The sequence below is a fragment of the Streptomyces sp. NPDC051740 genome, from assembly GCF_044453165.1.
GTDB classification, from domain to species: domain Bacteria; phylum Actinomycetota; class Actinomycetes; order Streptomycetales; family Streptomycetaceae; genus Streptomyces; species Streptomyces atrovirens.
Genome location: NZ_JBITCL010000014.1, coordinates 116,223 through 129,940, shown reverse-complemented (window position 1 = coordinate 129,940; position 13,718 = coordinate 116,223). Strand labels below are relative to the sequence as shown.

The following is a 13,718-nucleotide window of genomic DNA, read 5'->3' as shown; positions in this document are numbered from 1 at the left end:
TACGTCCATCGACCGCTGTGACGCGGTCACGGGCGTACGGCCCGCCCTTTCGCGTGTCCGGGGCGAGCGCATCCGAGGCGAGCGCGTCCGAGGCGAGCGCATCCGAGGCGAGCGCATCCGAGGCGAGCGCATCCGAGGCGAGCGCATCCGAGGCGAGCGCATCCGAGGCGAGCGCATCCGAGGCGAGCGCGTCCGAGGCGAGCGTGTTCGAGGCGAGCGTGTTCGAGGCGAGCGTGTTCGAGGTGAGGTGGATCACAGCACTTGGGTGCATCGTTTCGCCGGGTCATGAGTCTTTGTCTCAGGTGCAAGGGGTTGTTCGGACACGGGGCGGTGGGGATGGAGCGGTTTCGGGTGGACGGCTTCGACGAGTTCGTGGCTGCCCGCTGGTCGGCGCTGCTCCATGTCGCGCGGCTGCTCACCGGCGGTGACCGGCAGCGCGCCGAGGACCTCGTCCAGGAGGCCCTGGTGAAGCTGTGGTTCGTCTGGCCGAGGATCGCCGAGCAGGCCCCGGAGGCGTATGTGCGCCAGGTGCTGGTGCGGATGGCGGCCCGTTCGGCCCGGCGCCGCTGGTGGGGGGAGCGCCCGGTGGGCGAGCTGCCCGACCGGGCCGGGCCCGGCGACGTGTCGTCGGCCGTCGCGGAGCGCTCGCGGCTGGAGGCCGCGCTGGCGCTGCTGCCGCCCAGGCAGCGGGCCGCGGTGGTGCTGCGCTACTGCGAGGACCTGCCCGAGGGCCAGGTGGCGCAGGTCCTCGGCTGCCCGGTGGGCACCGCGCGCTCCCACGCGTCGCGCGGTGTGGCGCGGCTGCGGCGGATCCTGTCCGACACCGTCAGGCCCGTGGGGTGAGGGGAGAAGCGATGGACGACTTCGAGCGTGAGCTGACGCGCATGATGCGTGACACCCGGCAGCCGGCTCCCTTCCGGTCCGAGCACCAGGAGCGCCTGTACCAGGGCATCCGGGTCCGCCGCCGGGCCCGGCTGCTGTGGCGGGCCGGCGGCTCGGCCCTCGCGGTGGCCGGGCTGAGCGTCGGGCTGGCCCTGCTGCCCGGCGCCGACTCCCGGTCCCTGCCGGCCGACCGCGGGCCGCTGCCGGCGACCGGTCCGACGCCGCCGCCGGTGTCCCCGGTGCCGACGACGTCCGCCCCGGACACGGAGCCGAGCGTGTCACGGCCGCCGACGAACACGCCGGGTACGACGGACGCCGGCACCACGTCACCCGGGTACGGCGGCACGCCGACCTTCTTCCCTTCGTCCACCGCGCCGGGTACGACGGGGCGGGCCACGACGGCACCGTCACCGCCGGTCTCCACCGCACCGCCGACCGCCCCGCCGTCCACCCCACCGGCGCGGGGGCCCTCCGCCTCGGCCGGTGGGGAGTCGGCCGGCAGCGGCTAGCCCCTTCCGTCCCCGCCCGTGGGCGACCCCGCTCCCCGGGCCGTTCCCCCGACCACCACTCGGGCGCGGCACGCCCGTACCAGGGCCCCCGTCATGCCGTACGCCGGAAAGAGACCGTGAACCCGTCATGAGAACCGCGAGGCGGTCGGCACCGACCGACCGCCGCTCATCCGCCGCGTCCGCGGCGCAGGTGGCGCTGCCGCGCCGGGCGCCGCTGCCGGCGCACCATACGGAACCCGTCCTGGACGTGGTCGTGCCCGTGCACAACGAGGAGAACGACCTGGAGCCCTGTGTCCGGCGGCTCCACGCGCACCTCGCGGAGACCTTCCCCTACGCCTTCCGGATCACCGTCGCCGACAACGCCAGCACGGACCGCACCCCGGCGATCGCCGCGCGGCTGGCCCGGGAGCTGCCGGGGACGGAGTGGATACGGCTGGCCGGGAAGGGCCGCGGCCGGGCCCTGCACACCGCCTGGTCCCGGTCGTCCGCGCCGGTGCTCGCCTATCTGGACGTGGACCTGTCCACCGATCTCGCGGCCCTGCTGCCGCTGGTGGCCCCGCTGATCTCCGGGCACTCGGACATCGCGATCGGCACCCGTCTGGCCCGTGGCTCCCGGGTGGTGCGCGGGCCGAAGCGGGAGATCATCTCCCGCTGCTACAACGGGCTGCTGCGCGGCACCCTCGCCGTGAGGTTCAGCGACGCGCAGTGCGGTTTCAAGGCGTTACGGCGGGACGTCGCCGAGCGGCTGCTGCCGCTGGTCGAGGACCGGGAGTGGTTCTTCGACACCGAGCTGCTGGTGATAGCCGAGCGTGCCGGGCTGCGCATCCACGAGGTGCCGGTGGACTGGGTGGACGACCCCGACAGCCGGGTCGACATCCTGTCCACGGCACTGGCGGACCTGCGCGGCATGGCCCGGCTGGGGCGCGCGCTGGCCGGCGGCCGGCTGCCGCTGGCCGCGCTGCGCCGCCCCGGGGAACTCGACGAGGCCGCCGGGCTGCCGCCCGCGCTGGTCCCGCAGCTGGTCCGCTTCGCCGCGGTCGGGGTGGCCAGCACCTTGTTCTACATGCTGCTCTACAGCCTGCTCCGGCCCGCCGCGGGCGCCCAGGCGGCCAACGCGCTCGCCCTGCTGGCCAGCGCCGTCGCCAACACCGCCGCGAACCGGCGGCTCACCTTCGGGGTGCGCGGCCGGACCGGGGTGCTGCGCCACCAGCTCAAGGGGCTGGCGGCGTTCCTGGTCGGCCTCGCCCTCACCAGCGGTTCGCTGGCCGTGCTGCACCGCGCGGCGCCCGGGGCCGGACCCCGGGTGGAACTGCTGACGCTGGTCGCCGCCAACCTCGCCGCGACCCTGCTGCGCTTCCTCCTCCTGCGGGCCTGGGTGTTCCCCGGCCGGCGCTCCCGCCGTACGACAGGATCCCCGACCTCATGACCACCGCCCCGACGAGCCAGGCCGGTCCGGCCCCCTCCCCCGTGCCCCGGCCCGGCACCGCCCCGCCGGCCTCCCCGGGCCCGCGCGAGCGGCTGCGCCGCGCCGCCGTGCGCCACGGACCCGTCCTCGCGACGTACGGCGTGCTGAAGCTGGTGGGCTTCGCCGTCTTCATGTTCCTGCTGGACTCGGCCGGCGACTTCCGCGAGAAGCACCCGCGGTTCGGCGGCGGCGCCCACACCTGGGACGTGCTGGGAAGCTGGGACGGCTGGTGGTACCAGCAGATCGCCCTGCACGGCTACGACCCGGCGCTGGAGCCGATACCCGGCGCCACCGGGCTGATCACCCTGGAGGGCAACTCGGCGGCGTTCTTCCCGCTGTACCCGGCGCTGATGCGGATGGTCTCGGAGGTCACCGGGCTCGGCCCGTACGGCGCCGGGATGACCGTGTCGGTCGTGTTCTCCTTCGTCGCGGCGCTCGGCATCCACGCCGTCACCGCCCGGCTGGGCGGGCACCGGGCCGGTCTGGTCGCCGTGGGGCTGTGGGCGGTGTGGCCCGGTTCCGGCGCGGAGTGGGCGGTGTACTCCGAGTCCGTGTACACGGCGCTGGCCGCCTGGGCCTGCTACGCCGTGATGACCCGGCACTGGCTCACCGCCGGGGCGCTGACCTTCACCGCCGGCCTCGCCCGGCCCACCGCCGTCACCCTGGTCGCCGCCCTCGCCGTCGCCGCCCTCCTCGCGGTGCGGCGCCGCGAGGAGGGCGTCCGCCGCCCGCTGGCCGCGGTGGCGATCGCCCCGCTGGGCGTGGCCGGCTATCTGGGCTGGGTGGGCTACCGGATGGGCGACTGGGGCGGCTACAACAAGCTCCAGGACGGCGCCTGGGCGCACAAGTTCGACTGGGGCCGGCACACCCTCGACGTGCTGACCTCCGTGCCGGTGGGCCACTCCGACTATCTCTTCGCGATGCCGTTCGAGGACATCATCGGGGTCGGGGTGGTGCTGCTGGTGCCGGTGCTGACGGTACTGCTGATGCGGCTGCGTCCGCCCGCCGTGCTCGTCGTGTACACGGTGCTGTCGTACCTGATGGTGATGGCCACCCAGCAGTACTTCGGCAACGTCTCCCGCTATCTGCTCCCGCTGTTCCCGCTGTTCGTCCCGCTCGCCCTGGCCATGCGCCGGCTGAAGTGGCCCTCGCTGGCCGCGGTGCTGGGCACGGCTGCCCTGGCCTCCGGCTCGTACGCGGGATACGTCCTGTTCGAACTGGGCGTGCCGTAGACCTACCGTGGAGACATGGACGCCGGGACGGTGACGCTGTTCCTGTGCGGGGACGTGATGCTCGGGCGCGGGGTCGACCAGATCCTCCCGCACCCGGGCGACCCCGCGCTGCGGGAGGACTTCGTCCGGGACGCGCGCGGCTACGTGGAACTGGCGGAGGCGGTGAGCGGCCCGGTTCCCCGGCCGGTCCCGTTCTCGTGGCCGTGGGGCCGGGCGCTGGAGGTGCTCGGTGGGGCCGCCCCGGACGTGCGGATCGTCAATCTGGAGACCTCCGTCACGCGGAGCGACGCGTTCGCGCCCGGGAAGGCCGTCCACTACCGGATGAACCCGGCCAACGTGCCCGCCGTGGAGGTGGCGCGGCCCGACGTGTGCGTCCTGTCCAACAACCATGTGCTCGACTTCGGCCGCCCCGGGCTCCGGGAGACGCTGGACGTGCTCCACGGCGCGGGCCTGAGGACGGCGGGCGCGGGACGGGACGCCGACGAGGCGTACGCGCCGGCGGTGGTCCCCGTCGAGGGCGGCCGGGTGCTGGTGTTCGCCCTGGGGATGATGTCCAGCGGCATCCCGCCGAGCTGGGCGGCGACGGCGGAGCAGTCCGGGGTGGCGTTCCTCGCGGAGCCGTCGGCCGCCGCGGCGGAGACGGTCGTCCGGCGGGTGCGGCAGGCGAAGCGTCCGGGGGACGTCGCGGTGGTGTCCGTGCACTGGGGTTCGAACTGGGGCCACCATGTCCCGCGGAGCCATGTCGGCTTCGCCCACACGCTGGTCGACGGGGGTGTAGACGTCGTACACGGCCACTCCTCGCACCATCCCCGCCCGGTCGAGAGGTATCGCGGCCGGGTGATCCTCCACGGCTGCGGCGACTTCGTCGACGACTACGAGGGCATCACCGGCCACGAGGAGTACCGCGACGACCTGCGGCTCGCCTGTCTGCTGTCGGTGCCCCCGGACGGCGGGCGCCCGTCCGGGCTGCGCATGGTGCCGCTGAGAGCGCGGCGGATGCGGCTGGAGCCCGCCGCGGCGGACGAGCGGGCCTGGCTGCGGGAGACCCTCGACCGGGTCAGCGGCGTGGACATCGCCCTCGACCCGGACGGCGCGCTCACCCTCGCCCCCCGGTGACCGTTTCGGCCGCGCCCGGCGGGGGCACCCCCGCCGGGCGGGCGGCTCACTCGCCGGTGCTGTCACCGGCTCCGGCGCCGGGGCGGTCGCCACGGTGCCGGGTGCCCGGCAGCATCTCCTGCATCTTGGCCTTGAAGCCCTGCTTCACCATGGAGGCGCGGTCGCTGTCGCCCTTGAGCACGGCAGAGGCCGCGGCCTCGATCTGGTCCAGCTCCGCGTGCGGCGGGACCGGCGGCACGGCGGGGTCGGTGCGGAAGTCGATGACGAAGGGCCGGTCGGCCGTCAGCGCCCGGTCCCAGGCCGCCTCGACCTGCTCCGGCTTCTCCACGCGGACGCCCTCCAGTCCGATCCGCTGCGCGATCTCGGCGTAGGGCAGGTCGGGGATGGTCTGCGACTCCTCGAACTGCGGTGCCCCGGACATCGCCCGCATCTCCCAGGTGACCTGGTTCAGGTCGCGGTTGTTGAGGACGGCCACGATCAGCCGCGGATCGGACCAGTTCCGCCAGTACTTGGCGGCCGTGACCATCTCCATCATGCCGTTCATCTGCATGGCGCCGTCGCCGACGAGGGCGATGGCGGGGCGTTCCGGGTGCGCGAACTTCGCTCCGATGGCGTACGGGACACCGGGTCCCATGGTCGCGAGGGTGCCCGAGAGGGAGCCGCGCATCCGTCCGCGCATCCGCAGGTGGCGGGCGTACCAGTTGGCGGCGGAACCGGAGTCTGCCGTGACGATCGCGTCGTCGGGGAGCCTGCCGTCGAGGGCGTGCACCACGTACTCCGGGTTGATCGGGTCGGCATCCACGGCGGCGCGCCGCTGCATGACCTCCCACCAGCGGGCGACGTCCTTCTCGATCTTCTCGCGCCAGGACCGCTTCTTCTTCCGCTTCAGCCGCGGCAGGAGGCGGCGCAGCGTCTCGGCCGCGTCGCCGACGAGGTTCACCTCGAAGGGGTACCGCATGCCGATCATGTGCGGGTCGATGTCGATCTGCACGCCCCTCGCCTGGTCCAGCTCCGGCATGAACTGCGTGTACGGGAAGCTGGAGCCGATCATCAGCAGGGTGTCGCAGTCCCGCATCAGCTCGTAGGAGGGCCGGGTGCCGAGCAGGCCGATGGCTCCGGTGACGTAGGGCAGGTCGTCGGGGAGCACGTCCTTGCCGAGCAGGGCCTTGGCGACGCCCGCGCCGAGGACGTCCGCCAGCTCCTCCACTTCGGCGCGGGCGCCGCGGGCGCCCTGGCCGATGAGGACGGCGACCTTCTCACCGGCGTTGAGGACCTCGGCGGCCCGTTCGATGTCGGCGTCGGCGGGCACGGGCGCGTACTGGCTGAGGCCCATGCTGGACGGCACCATCTTGAAGGCGTGCGTCGGCGGGCTGTAGTCCAGTTCCTGCACGTCGGCGGGGATGATGACCGCGGTGACCGTGCGCCGCGCGTAGGCGGTGCGGAAGGCGCGGTCGATGAGGTTCGGGAACTGCTCGGGCACCGTCGCCGTCTCGCAGAAGTCGGAGGCGACGTCCTTGTACAGGTTCCGCAGGTCGATCTCCTGCTGGTACGAGCCGCCCATGGCGCTGCGGTTGGTCTGCCCGACCAGCGCGACGACGGGGACGTGGTCGAGCTTCGCGTCGTAGAGGCCGTTGAGCAGGTGGATGGCGCCGGGCCCCGAAGTCGCCGCGCAGACACCGGCCCTGCCGGAGAACTTCGCGTAGCCGACGGCCTGGAACGCGGACATCTCCTCGTGCCGGGACTGGACGAACTTCGGATGGTCGTCGGCTCGTCCCCACGCCGCCAGGAGACCGTTGATGCCGTCGCCCGCGTAGGCGAAGACGTGGTCCACCTCCCACTCGCGCAAGCGCTGAAGGACGTAATCGGAAACCTTCATGCCGGCCATCGACCTTCCGTTCCGCTGGTGCGCGTCCGCTCGACGGGGCCACGCAGCGCGCTGTCAGGGAGGGTGACGGGTTCCGTGCGGTGCCCGGCGCAAACGTCGTGCCGCCCACCGGGCCGGGTACCGGTGTCCCGCAGTACGCTGGCCGCGTCCGGCCACCGAGAGCTTTGATCGGGAGCTTTGATGTGGAGACGCGGGAAGCACGCACGGCGTTCCGGGACCCCTCCGCTGGAGCTGTGCGACCTCTGCGGGAGGACCTTCCCGGCCGGTGAGGAGGTGGGCGGGCACGTTCCGGACTCCTCCTCCGCCCACCCCACCGAGACCTGGTCCGACGGTCTGCGCCGGGTGACCGCCTGCTGCGAGGCGCATCTCGACGTGCTCCGCGAGGCGTACCGGAGCCGCCCCTTCGTGGAGGAGGAGCTGTGGGCGGCGAAGATCACCCGGGTGCTGACGTCCGGTCCGCCGGTGCTCACCATGGTGGAACTGGCCCGCCGGACCGGACTGCACGAGCCGGACATCCGGCGGGCCATCGCCTGGCACAACGAGCGACGCCGCCGGACGGAGGGGTGACCCGGACCCGGGACCGGACCGTGGCGGGCCTTATGCCGTCTGTGGCTGCAGGAAGCGGGCCAGCAGGTCGTCCAGGCTCACCATGCCGGTGAGCAGCCCGGAGCCGTCGCGGACCACGGCCAGCGAGGCCCGGCTGCGGCGCAGCAGGTCGATCGCGTCGGCGACCGTGGCATCTCCGGTCAGCTCGGGCACCGGACGGGCCAGAACACGGGCGCTGATGGCCCGTCCCTGGGCACGGGCCACCACGGCGTCCCGGGCGTGCACCGCGCCGAGCACCGTGTCATGCTCGCGGACCACAAGCCGGGTACGGCCGCGGGCCGCAGCCAACCTCAGGATCTCGTCGACATCGGCATCGCCGTCGACCGAGGTGATCTCGGAGGCCGGCACCTGCAGCTCCCGCACCAAGGTCTCGGGCTCGATCAGCGAACGCGTCAGCAGCTCCGAGTCCGTCTCGCTGATCAGGCCGAGCCGCTCGGACTCCGCCACCAGATGGGTGAGCTGCTCCCGGTTGTGGACAGAGGCCAACTCGTCACGCGGAGAGACACGGCACAGCCGTACCAGCCCGTTACTGACCGCGTTGAGCAGCCGAATCAGCGGCCGGACGGCCTTCACCACGCCTCTGAAGGGCGGTGACAGCAGCATCGCGGACCGCTCGGGGTGGGCGATGGCCCACGACTTGGGGGCCATCTCGCCGACCACCATGTGCAGGAACACGACCACGATCATCGCCACGGCGAAGGCGACGCCGTAGCTGAGCGCGCTCGGCAGGCCCAGCCGGTGCAGCAGCGGGTCGAGCTCGTGGGAGATCGCGGGCTTGGACACCGAGCCCAGGCCCAGGGTGCAGACCGTGATACCGAGCTGGGCGCCGGCCAGCATCAGCGACAGCTCACGCATGCCCGCCAAAGCCGCTCCGGCGCCGCGCCGGCCCTCGGCCGCGGCCTTCTCCATGCGGTGCCGCTTGGCGGCGACCAGCGCGAACTCGGCCGCCACGAAGAACCCGCTGCCGATCAGCAGCAGCACGGTGACGAAGAGCGCCATCGGGAAACTCATGCCTGCTCCTCCGTCCCACGGGCCGGTCGCTCGATCCGCACGCGTTCGGGCACATGCCGGTCGAGGGTGCGTACGTCGATCACGGCGGCGGTGCCGTCGGGCAGCCCGACCGTGAGCCGGTCCCCGATGGCGGGGAAGCGGCCGAGCCGGTCGACGATCAGGCCGGCCACGGTGTCGTAGTCCTCCTCCTCGGGCAGTGCGACGCCGGTGACCTCGGCCACCTCGTCCAGCCGGCGGCCCGCGTCCACCAGCCAGCCGTCACCGTCCGCGACGGCGACCCGGGTGACGGTGTCGGTCTCGTCCGCGATGTCGCCGACGAGTTCCTCGGCGATGTCCTCGTAGGTGACGATGCCGGCCACGCCGCCGTGCTCGTCCAGGACGACCGCGAACTCGTCGCCCCACTCCCTCATCCGGGTCACGGCGTCGGGCAGCGGGAGGGTGTCCGGCAGCAGCAGCGGGCGCCGGGCGAGGGCGCCGGCCGTGGTGTCCGTCAGCCGGTCCGCGGGCAGGCGCATCAGCTCGGCCACGCCGAGGACGCCGCCGACGTCGTCGGGGTGGTCGCCGAGCACGGGGTAGTTGGAGTGGCCGTACTTGGCGATGAGGCCGACCGCCTCGGCGGCGGTGGCGTCCTCCCGCACGAAGACGGCGTCCACGCGGGGCACCATCACCTCGTCCAGCGTCCGGTCGGAGAACTCCAGGGCGTGGTCGAGCAGCGCGGCGGTGTCCTCGGGCAGCGCGCCCTGCTCGTGGGACTCACCGATCAGGTGGCCCAGCTCCTCCAGGGTGGCGCCGTGGTGCAGCTCCTCCACCGGTTCGATGCCGACCCGGTGCAGCAGCCTGTTCGCCGCGCCGTCGAAGACGCGCACGAGGGGGCCGACGACCTTCAGGTAGGCCAGCGTGGAGCCGGCCAGTGCCTTCGCCAGCCGCTCGGGCACGGCGATGGCCAGGTTCTTCGGGGCCAGCTCGCCCAGCACCATCTGTACGACCGTGGCCAGCACGAAGGCCAGCACGACCGCGATGCCGCTCACGGCCGCGTCGGGAAGGCCCAGGCCCGACAGGGCGGGCCGGAGCAGGGCGGACACCGAGGGCTCGGCGATGAAGCCGACGACCAGCCCGGTCACGGTGATGCCGAGCTGTGCGCCCGACAGCATGAAGGACAGCCGCTCCAGCACCGTCAGGGCGCGGGCGGCCTTGCGGTCCCCGGACTCGGCCTCGCGCGCCAGGGCGAGGCGGTCGGCGGAGACGTAGGCGAACTCCTGGGCGACGAAGTATCCGGTGCCGGCGGTCAGGACGAAGACGGCCAGCAGGCCCAGGAGAGCGTTCGCGGCACTCATCGAACACCATCCCGCCGTGTGCCGTGCTCAGGGAATGCCTGGCGGGATGGTCGGGGACTGTGCCCCGGAGGGTCCGTCGGTCTGGCGGACAAGTACGTGCTCCTTCTGTGGGTGTGCGAGTACACAACGATTCCGGCCGTGACGGTGTTCCCGGACGCGCGGGACGACACGGGTGGAAGCAGGGTGTCCTGCCCCCGCGCCAACTGCAAAGGAAGCGCAAAGTCCCCTCGGATCGATCCCCTATGCTTCTACTTGCTTGTAGAAGTTATATCGCGGGCCGCCCCTTGGGCGGCACTCCCCTTCACGGAACACACGCACGTTTAAGGAGCGGACGCCACCATGGTGTTCAAACGACTGCTCGGCTCGCTCGGCGTGGGCGGCCCCACCGTCGACACGGTGCTCGACCCCGGTCCGGTCCGGCCCGGCGGCGCGCTCACCGGCCAGGTCCGCCTCAAGGGCGGACAGGCCGGTTTCGACATCGAGGCCATCACGCTGGAGCTGGTGGCGCGGGTCGAGGCCGAGCACGAGGAGGGCGAGAGCGAGGGCGCCGTCGCCTTCGACCGGTTCACGGTCGGCGGCGGCTTCCGGCTCGCCGAGGGCGAGGAGCGCGACGTACCGTTCAGCGTCACGCTGCCGTGGGAGACCCCGGTCACCGAGCTGTACGGACAGCCGCTGGGCATCGTGCTCGGCGTGCGCACCGAACTGTCGGTGGCGGGGGCGAAGGACAAGGGGGACCTGGACCCGCTGACCGTCGGTCCGCTGCCGGCCCAGGAGGCCGTCCTGGAAGCGCTCGGGCAGCTCGGCTTCGGCTTCAAGTCCGCCGACCTGGAGTACGGGCGCATCGGCGGCACGGGGCAGCAGCTGCCCTTCCACCAGGAGATCGAGATCACTCCGTCGCCGCAGTACGCGCACCGGGTGAACGAGATCGAGGTGACCTTCCTGGCCAACCCGGGCGGCATGGAGGTCGTCCTGGAGGCCGACAGGCGCGGCGGCCTCTTCTCCGGCGGCCACGACGCGCCGGCCAGGTTCACCGTCGGCCTCCACGACTCCCGCGACTGGACCGCCGAGGTCGACGGCTGGATGCGTGAGCTGGTCGAGCGGCGGGCGTCCCACGGCTCCCACGACCCGCACGGCTCCCACGACGACCACCACCGCTCCGGTCCGGGTATGGGCACCGCCGTCGCCGCGGGCGCCGCCGGTCTGGCGGTCGGCGTGGTCGGGGGCATGGTCGCGGCGGAGGTCGTGGACGAGATCGGGGACTTCTTCGAGGGCGAGGAAGAGGAGGAGTAACTTCTACATTACTGTAGAAGTTACGGCGCCCGGTGCACTTCGGTCCGGGCGCCTTCCGACCCGTACGGAGTGCTCATGGCCCTGTGGGACCGTCTCAAGGAGTCCGCGTCGACGATGCAGACCCAGTTGACGGCCAGGAAGAACGATCTGAGGAGCGGCGCCTTCCGCGACGCGAGCATGGCGATGTGCGCCCTGGTGGCGGCGGCTGGGGGCACCTCCCACGCGTCAAGCAGTGGGGGAGGCAGCGTCGATCCGTCCGAGCGGCAGCGCGTGGCCCAGCTCATCGCCGCCAACGAGGTGCTGCGGAACTTCCCCGCCGACGACCTGCGCCGCCGTTTCGAGGACAACATCGGCAAGCTGACCGCCGACTTCGCCTTCGGCAAGGTGAGCGTCCTGCAGGAGATCGCCAAGGCGAAGAAGAAGCCCGCCGAGGCGCGGGCGGTCGTCCAGATCGGCATCGTCTTCGGCGGCGCCGACGGCGACTTCGACAAGGACGAGCGGGCCGTGGTCCGCGAGGCGTGCTACGCCCTCGACCTGCCGCCCCACGAGTTCGACCTCTGAGCGGCCCCGGCCCCGCGGCGGCCGGCCCGCCACGGGGTCACAGGGGCGTGGCCGCGTACAGGATGAGGACCATCGTCACGGCGGAGTTCGCGGACGACATCGCGGAGACGGCGGTCCCCGCGGCGGCGCCCCACACCGCCAGGCCGACCAGGGTGAACAGCGACGGCAGGCGGCGCACCGCCGGAGCGGGCCCGAGCAGGGCCGCCACCCGGCGCGGTACCGGGCCCGCCGCCGCGAGGCCCGCCAGCGTGGCGACCGGGGTGCCGCGCGACACCAGGGCCGCCTTGCCGATCGCCCGGGCCACGGTCCGGCGGCTGCCGACCGTCCGCGCCGCGTCCTCGTCCGCCCACCGCTCCGCGGTGTACGCCACCGCCGTGCGCAGTGGCCGGAGGAAGGGGTTGGCGCGCGCGGCCAGCTGGACGGCGAGCAGGAAGCGGTGGTGGCGGGCGGCGAGGTGGGCCCGTTCGTGGGCGAACAGCGCCCGGCGCTCGGCCGGCTCCAGGCGCTCCAGCAGCGCCGTGGTCACCACGACACGGTCCCGCCGGCCGCCCGGCAGCGCGTAGGCGTAGGGCACGTCGTCCGGCAGGACCGCGGCCTCCGTCCCCCGCAGTCCGGCCAGCGCCCGGTGGGCGCGGCGGCGCACCCGGCCGTGCCGCCACAGCGTCCGCCCGCACGCCGCCAGCACCGCGCACAGGGCGGGGATCGCCGCCTTGCCGGCCACCTCGTCGTACGGCACCGCCGCGCGCACCTCGGGGTCCGACCAGCCGTCGGGGAGCGGGTTCCCAGGAAGCTGGGCGGTGCCCACCACCATCAGCAGTCCCAGGCACACCGTGCTGCACACCGCCATCACCGCGGCCACGCCGGTCAGCAGCCGGGTCGCCGTGCGCGGGTGCAGATGCTGCTCGGCGAGGCGCGCGATGGGCCACGCCGTCAGGGGCAGCACCAGCGGCAGTAGGACGAACACCCCCATGGCGGCTCAGTCTTCCCCTTCGTCCCCCGGCTGGCCCAGCAGTTCCCGCAGGAGGCGTTCGTCGTCCGGTCCGAGGCCGGTGACGAAGCTGGCCAGCACCGCCTCCCGGTCGCTCTCGGCGTCCAGCACCCGGCGCATCCGGTGGGCGGCCAGGCCCGCCTGGTCGGAGGCGGGCGTCCAGGCGAAGGACCGGCCCGTACGCTCCCGGGTGACCACGCCCTTGGCCAGCAGCCTGGTCAGGATGGTGATGACGGTCGTATAGGCGAGGCCGCCGCCCAGGCGCTCCTGCACCCAGCCGGCCGTCGCCGGGCCGTCCGCCTCCCGCAGCGCCGCCAGGACCAGCGCCTCCAGCTCGCCCTGTCCCCGACGCCGGGAACCCTCCCGCTGTTCCGCCACGCCCCGCCTCCCTTCCGCCGCCGCCTGTTCGCCGGGCAGACATCGTATAGACGCCCCCGGAGTCCGTACGCCACCCCCACTCTTCTCTACAGTGATGTAGATTCTGCCCGGGCCGCCCGTGCCCCGGAGAAGGAGCAGTGCACCCATGTTCGGACTGAGCGAGCTGGCCGTCGTCCTCATCGTCGTCATAGCCGTCCTCGCCGCCAGGAAACTCCCGGAACTCGCCCGCTCGGCGGGCAAGTCGGCCCGCATCCTCAAGGCCGAGGCGCGCGCGATGAAGGAGCAGGACAAGGCGGAGGAGGCACCCGCGGCCCCGCGGGTCATCCAGGGCGAGACGCTGCCGCCGTCCGCCCCCGGTTCCGAGCGGACCGGGCGGACCGACGGCACGCCGCCGGAGGCCCGTCCGGCCGGGTGACGGGCCCGCCCCGCCCGCCGGTTGGGCCGAAGGTCCCTCGGACGGG

General features: G+C 73.3%; 14 protein-coding genes. 9 read left to right on the top strand and 5 right to left on the bottom strand.

Annotated features, from left to right (window positions below; translation table 11 throughout):
- The first annotated feature begins 336 nt into the window (after positions 1 to 336).
- From ACIA6T_RS23470 to ACIA6T_RS23450, 5 genes are all read left to right on the top strand, one after another.
- Positions 337 to 843 carry a SigE family RNA polymerase sigma factor gene (locus ACIA6T_RS23470; protein WP_399448409.1) on the top strand — a complete coding sequence of 169 codons (507 nt, stop codon included), beginning with the start codon at positions 337 to 339 and terminating at the stop codon, positions 841 to 843.
- Between the two features lie 11 nt (positions 844 to 854).
- Positions 855 to 1,391: a cellulase gene (locus tag ACIA6T_RS23465; protein ID WP_399448408.1), complete on the top strand. Its 537-nt coding sequence runs from the start codon at positions 855 to 857 to the stop codon at positions 1,389 to 1,391.
- Positions 1,392 to 1,518: 127 nt separating this feature from the next.
- The gene (locus tag ACIA6T_RS23460; RefSeq protein ID WP_399448407.1) at positions 1,519 to 2,817 is read left to right on the top strand and encodes a glycosyltransferase; all 1,299 of its coding nucleotides are present in this window, start codon (positions 1,519 to 1,521) and stop codon (positions 2,815 to 2,817) included.
- Positions 2,814 to 4,088, top strand: coding sequence for a hypothetical protein (locus ACIA6T_RS23455; RefSeq protein WP_399448406.1), 1,275 nt, complete (start codon positions 2,814 to 2,816; stop codon positions 4,086 to 4,088). The genes ACIA6T_RS23460 and ACIA6T_RS23455 overlap by 4 nt, the downstream gene beginning before the upstream one ends.
- A gap of 15 nt (positions 4,089 to 4,103) precedes the next feature.
- A complete protein-coding gene (locus tag ACIA6T_RS23450) occupies positions 4,104 to 5,204 on the top strand; it encodes a CapA family protein (RefSeq protein WP_399448405.1) in 1,101 nt (366 codons plus the stop codon).
- Between the two features lie 46 nt (positions 5,205 to 5,250).
- Here ACIA6T_RS23450 and ACIA6T_RS23445 read toward each other — a convergent pair whose 3' ends face one another.
- A complete protein-coding gene (locus ACIA6T_RS23445; protein ID WP_399448404.1) occupies positions 5,251 to 7,080 on the bottom strand; it encodes a thiamine pyrophosphate-requiring protein in 1,830 nt (609 codons plus the stop codon).
- A 189-nt stretch (positions 7,081 to 7,269) separates the two neighbouring features.
- On the opposite strand from ACIA6T_RS23445, the gene ACIA6T_RS23440 reads away from it, so the two are divergent.
- A complete protein-coding gene (locus tag ACIA6T_RS23440) occupies positions 7,270 to 7,656 on the top strand; it encodes a hypothetical protein (RefSeq protein ID WP_399448403.1) in 387 nt (128 codons plus the stop codon).
- A gap of 30 nt (positions 7,657 to 7,686) precedes the next feature.
- Here ACIA6T_RS23440 and ACIA6T_RS23435 read toward each other — a convergent pair whose 3' ends face one another.
- Positions 7,687 to 8,706, bottom strand: coding sequence for a hemolysin family protein (locus ACIA6T_RS23435; RefSeq protein ID WP_399448402.1), 1,020 nt, complete (start codon positions 8,704 to 8,706; stop codon positions 7,687 to 7,689).
- Positions 8,703 to 10,040: a hemolysin family protein gene (locus tag ACIA6T_RS23430; protein WP_399448401.1), complete on the bottom strand. Its 1,338-nt coding sequence runs from the start codon at positions 10,038 to 10,040 to the stop codon at positions 8,703 to 8,705. The genes ACIA6T_RS23435 and ACIA6T_RS23430 overlap by 4 nt, the downstream gene beginning before the upstream one ends.
- A gap of 339 nt (positions 10,041 to 10,379) precedes the next feature.
- On the opposite strand from ACIA6T_RS23430, the gene ACIA6T_RS23425 reads away from it, so the two are divergent.
- Together ACIA6T_RS23425 and ACIA6T_RS23420 are read left to right on the top strand one after the other, a co-directional pair.
- Positions 10,380 to 11,330, top strand: a complete 951-nt coding sequence (locus ACIA6T_RS23425) for a sporulation protein (protein WP_399448400.1) — start codon at positions 10,380 to 10,382, stop codon at positions 11,328 to 11,330.
- Positions 11,331 to 11,405: 75 nt separating this feature from the next.
- Positions 11,406 to 11,891, top strand: coding sequence for a tellurite resistance TerB family protein (locus ACIA6T_RS23420; RefSeq protein ID WP_399448399.1), 486 nt, complete (start codon positions 11,406 to 11,408; stop codon positions 11,889 to 11,891).
- Between the two features lie 37 nt (positions 11,892 to 11,928).
- Here ACIA6T_RS23420 and ACIA6T_RS23415 read toward each other — a convergent pair whose 3' ends face one another.
- Both ACIA6T_RS23415 and ACIA6T_RS23410 read right to left on the bottom strand, forming a co-directional pair.
- Positions 11,929 to 12,861: a M56 family metallopeptidase gene (locus ACIA6T_RS23415; RefSeq protein ID WP_399448398.1), complete on the bottom strand. Its 933-nt coding sequence runs from the start codon at positions 12,859 to 12,861 to the stop codon at positions 11,929 to 11,931.
- A 6-nt stretch (positions 12,862 to 12,867) separates the two neighbouring features.
- The gene (locus tag ACIA6T_RS23410) at positions 12,868 to 13,257 is read right to left on the bottom strand and encodes a BlaI/MecI/CopY family transcriptional regulator (protein WP_385048747.1); all 390 of its coding nucleotides are present in this window, start codon (positions 13,255 to 13,257) and stop codon (positions 12,868 to 12,870) included.
- Positions 13,258 to 13,402: 145 nt separating this feature from the next.
- On the opposite strand from ACIA6T_RS23410, the gene ACIA6T_RS23405 reads away from it, so the two are divergent.
- Positions 13,403 to 13,672 carry a twin-arginine translocase TatA/TatE family subunit gene (locus tag ACIA6T_RS23405; RefSeq protein WP_399448397.1) on the top strand — a complete coding sequence of 90 codons (270 nt, stop codon included), beginning with the start codon at positions 13,403 to 13,405 and terminating at the stop codon, positions 13,670 to 13,672.
- Positions 13,673 to 13,718 lie beyond the last annotated feature (46 nt).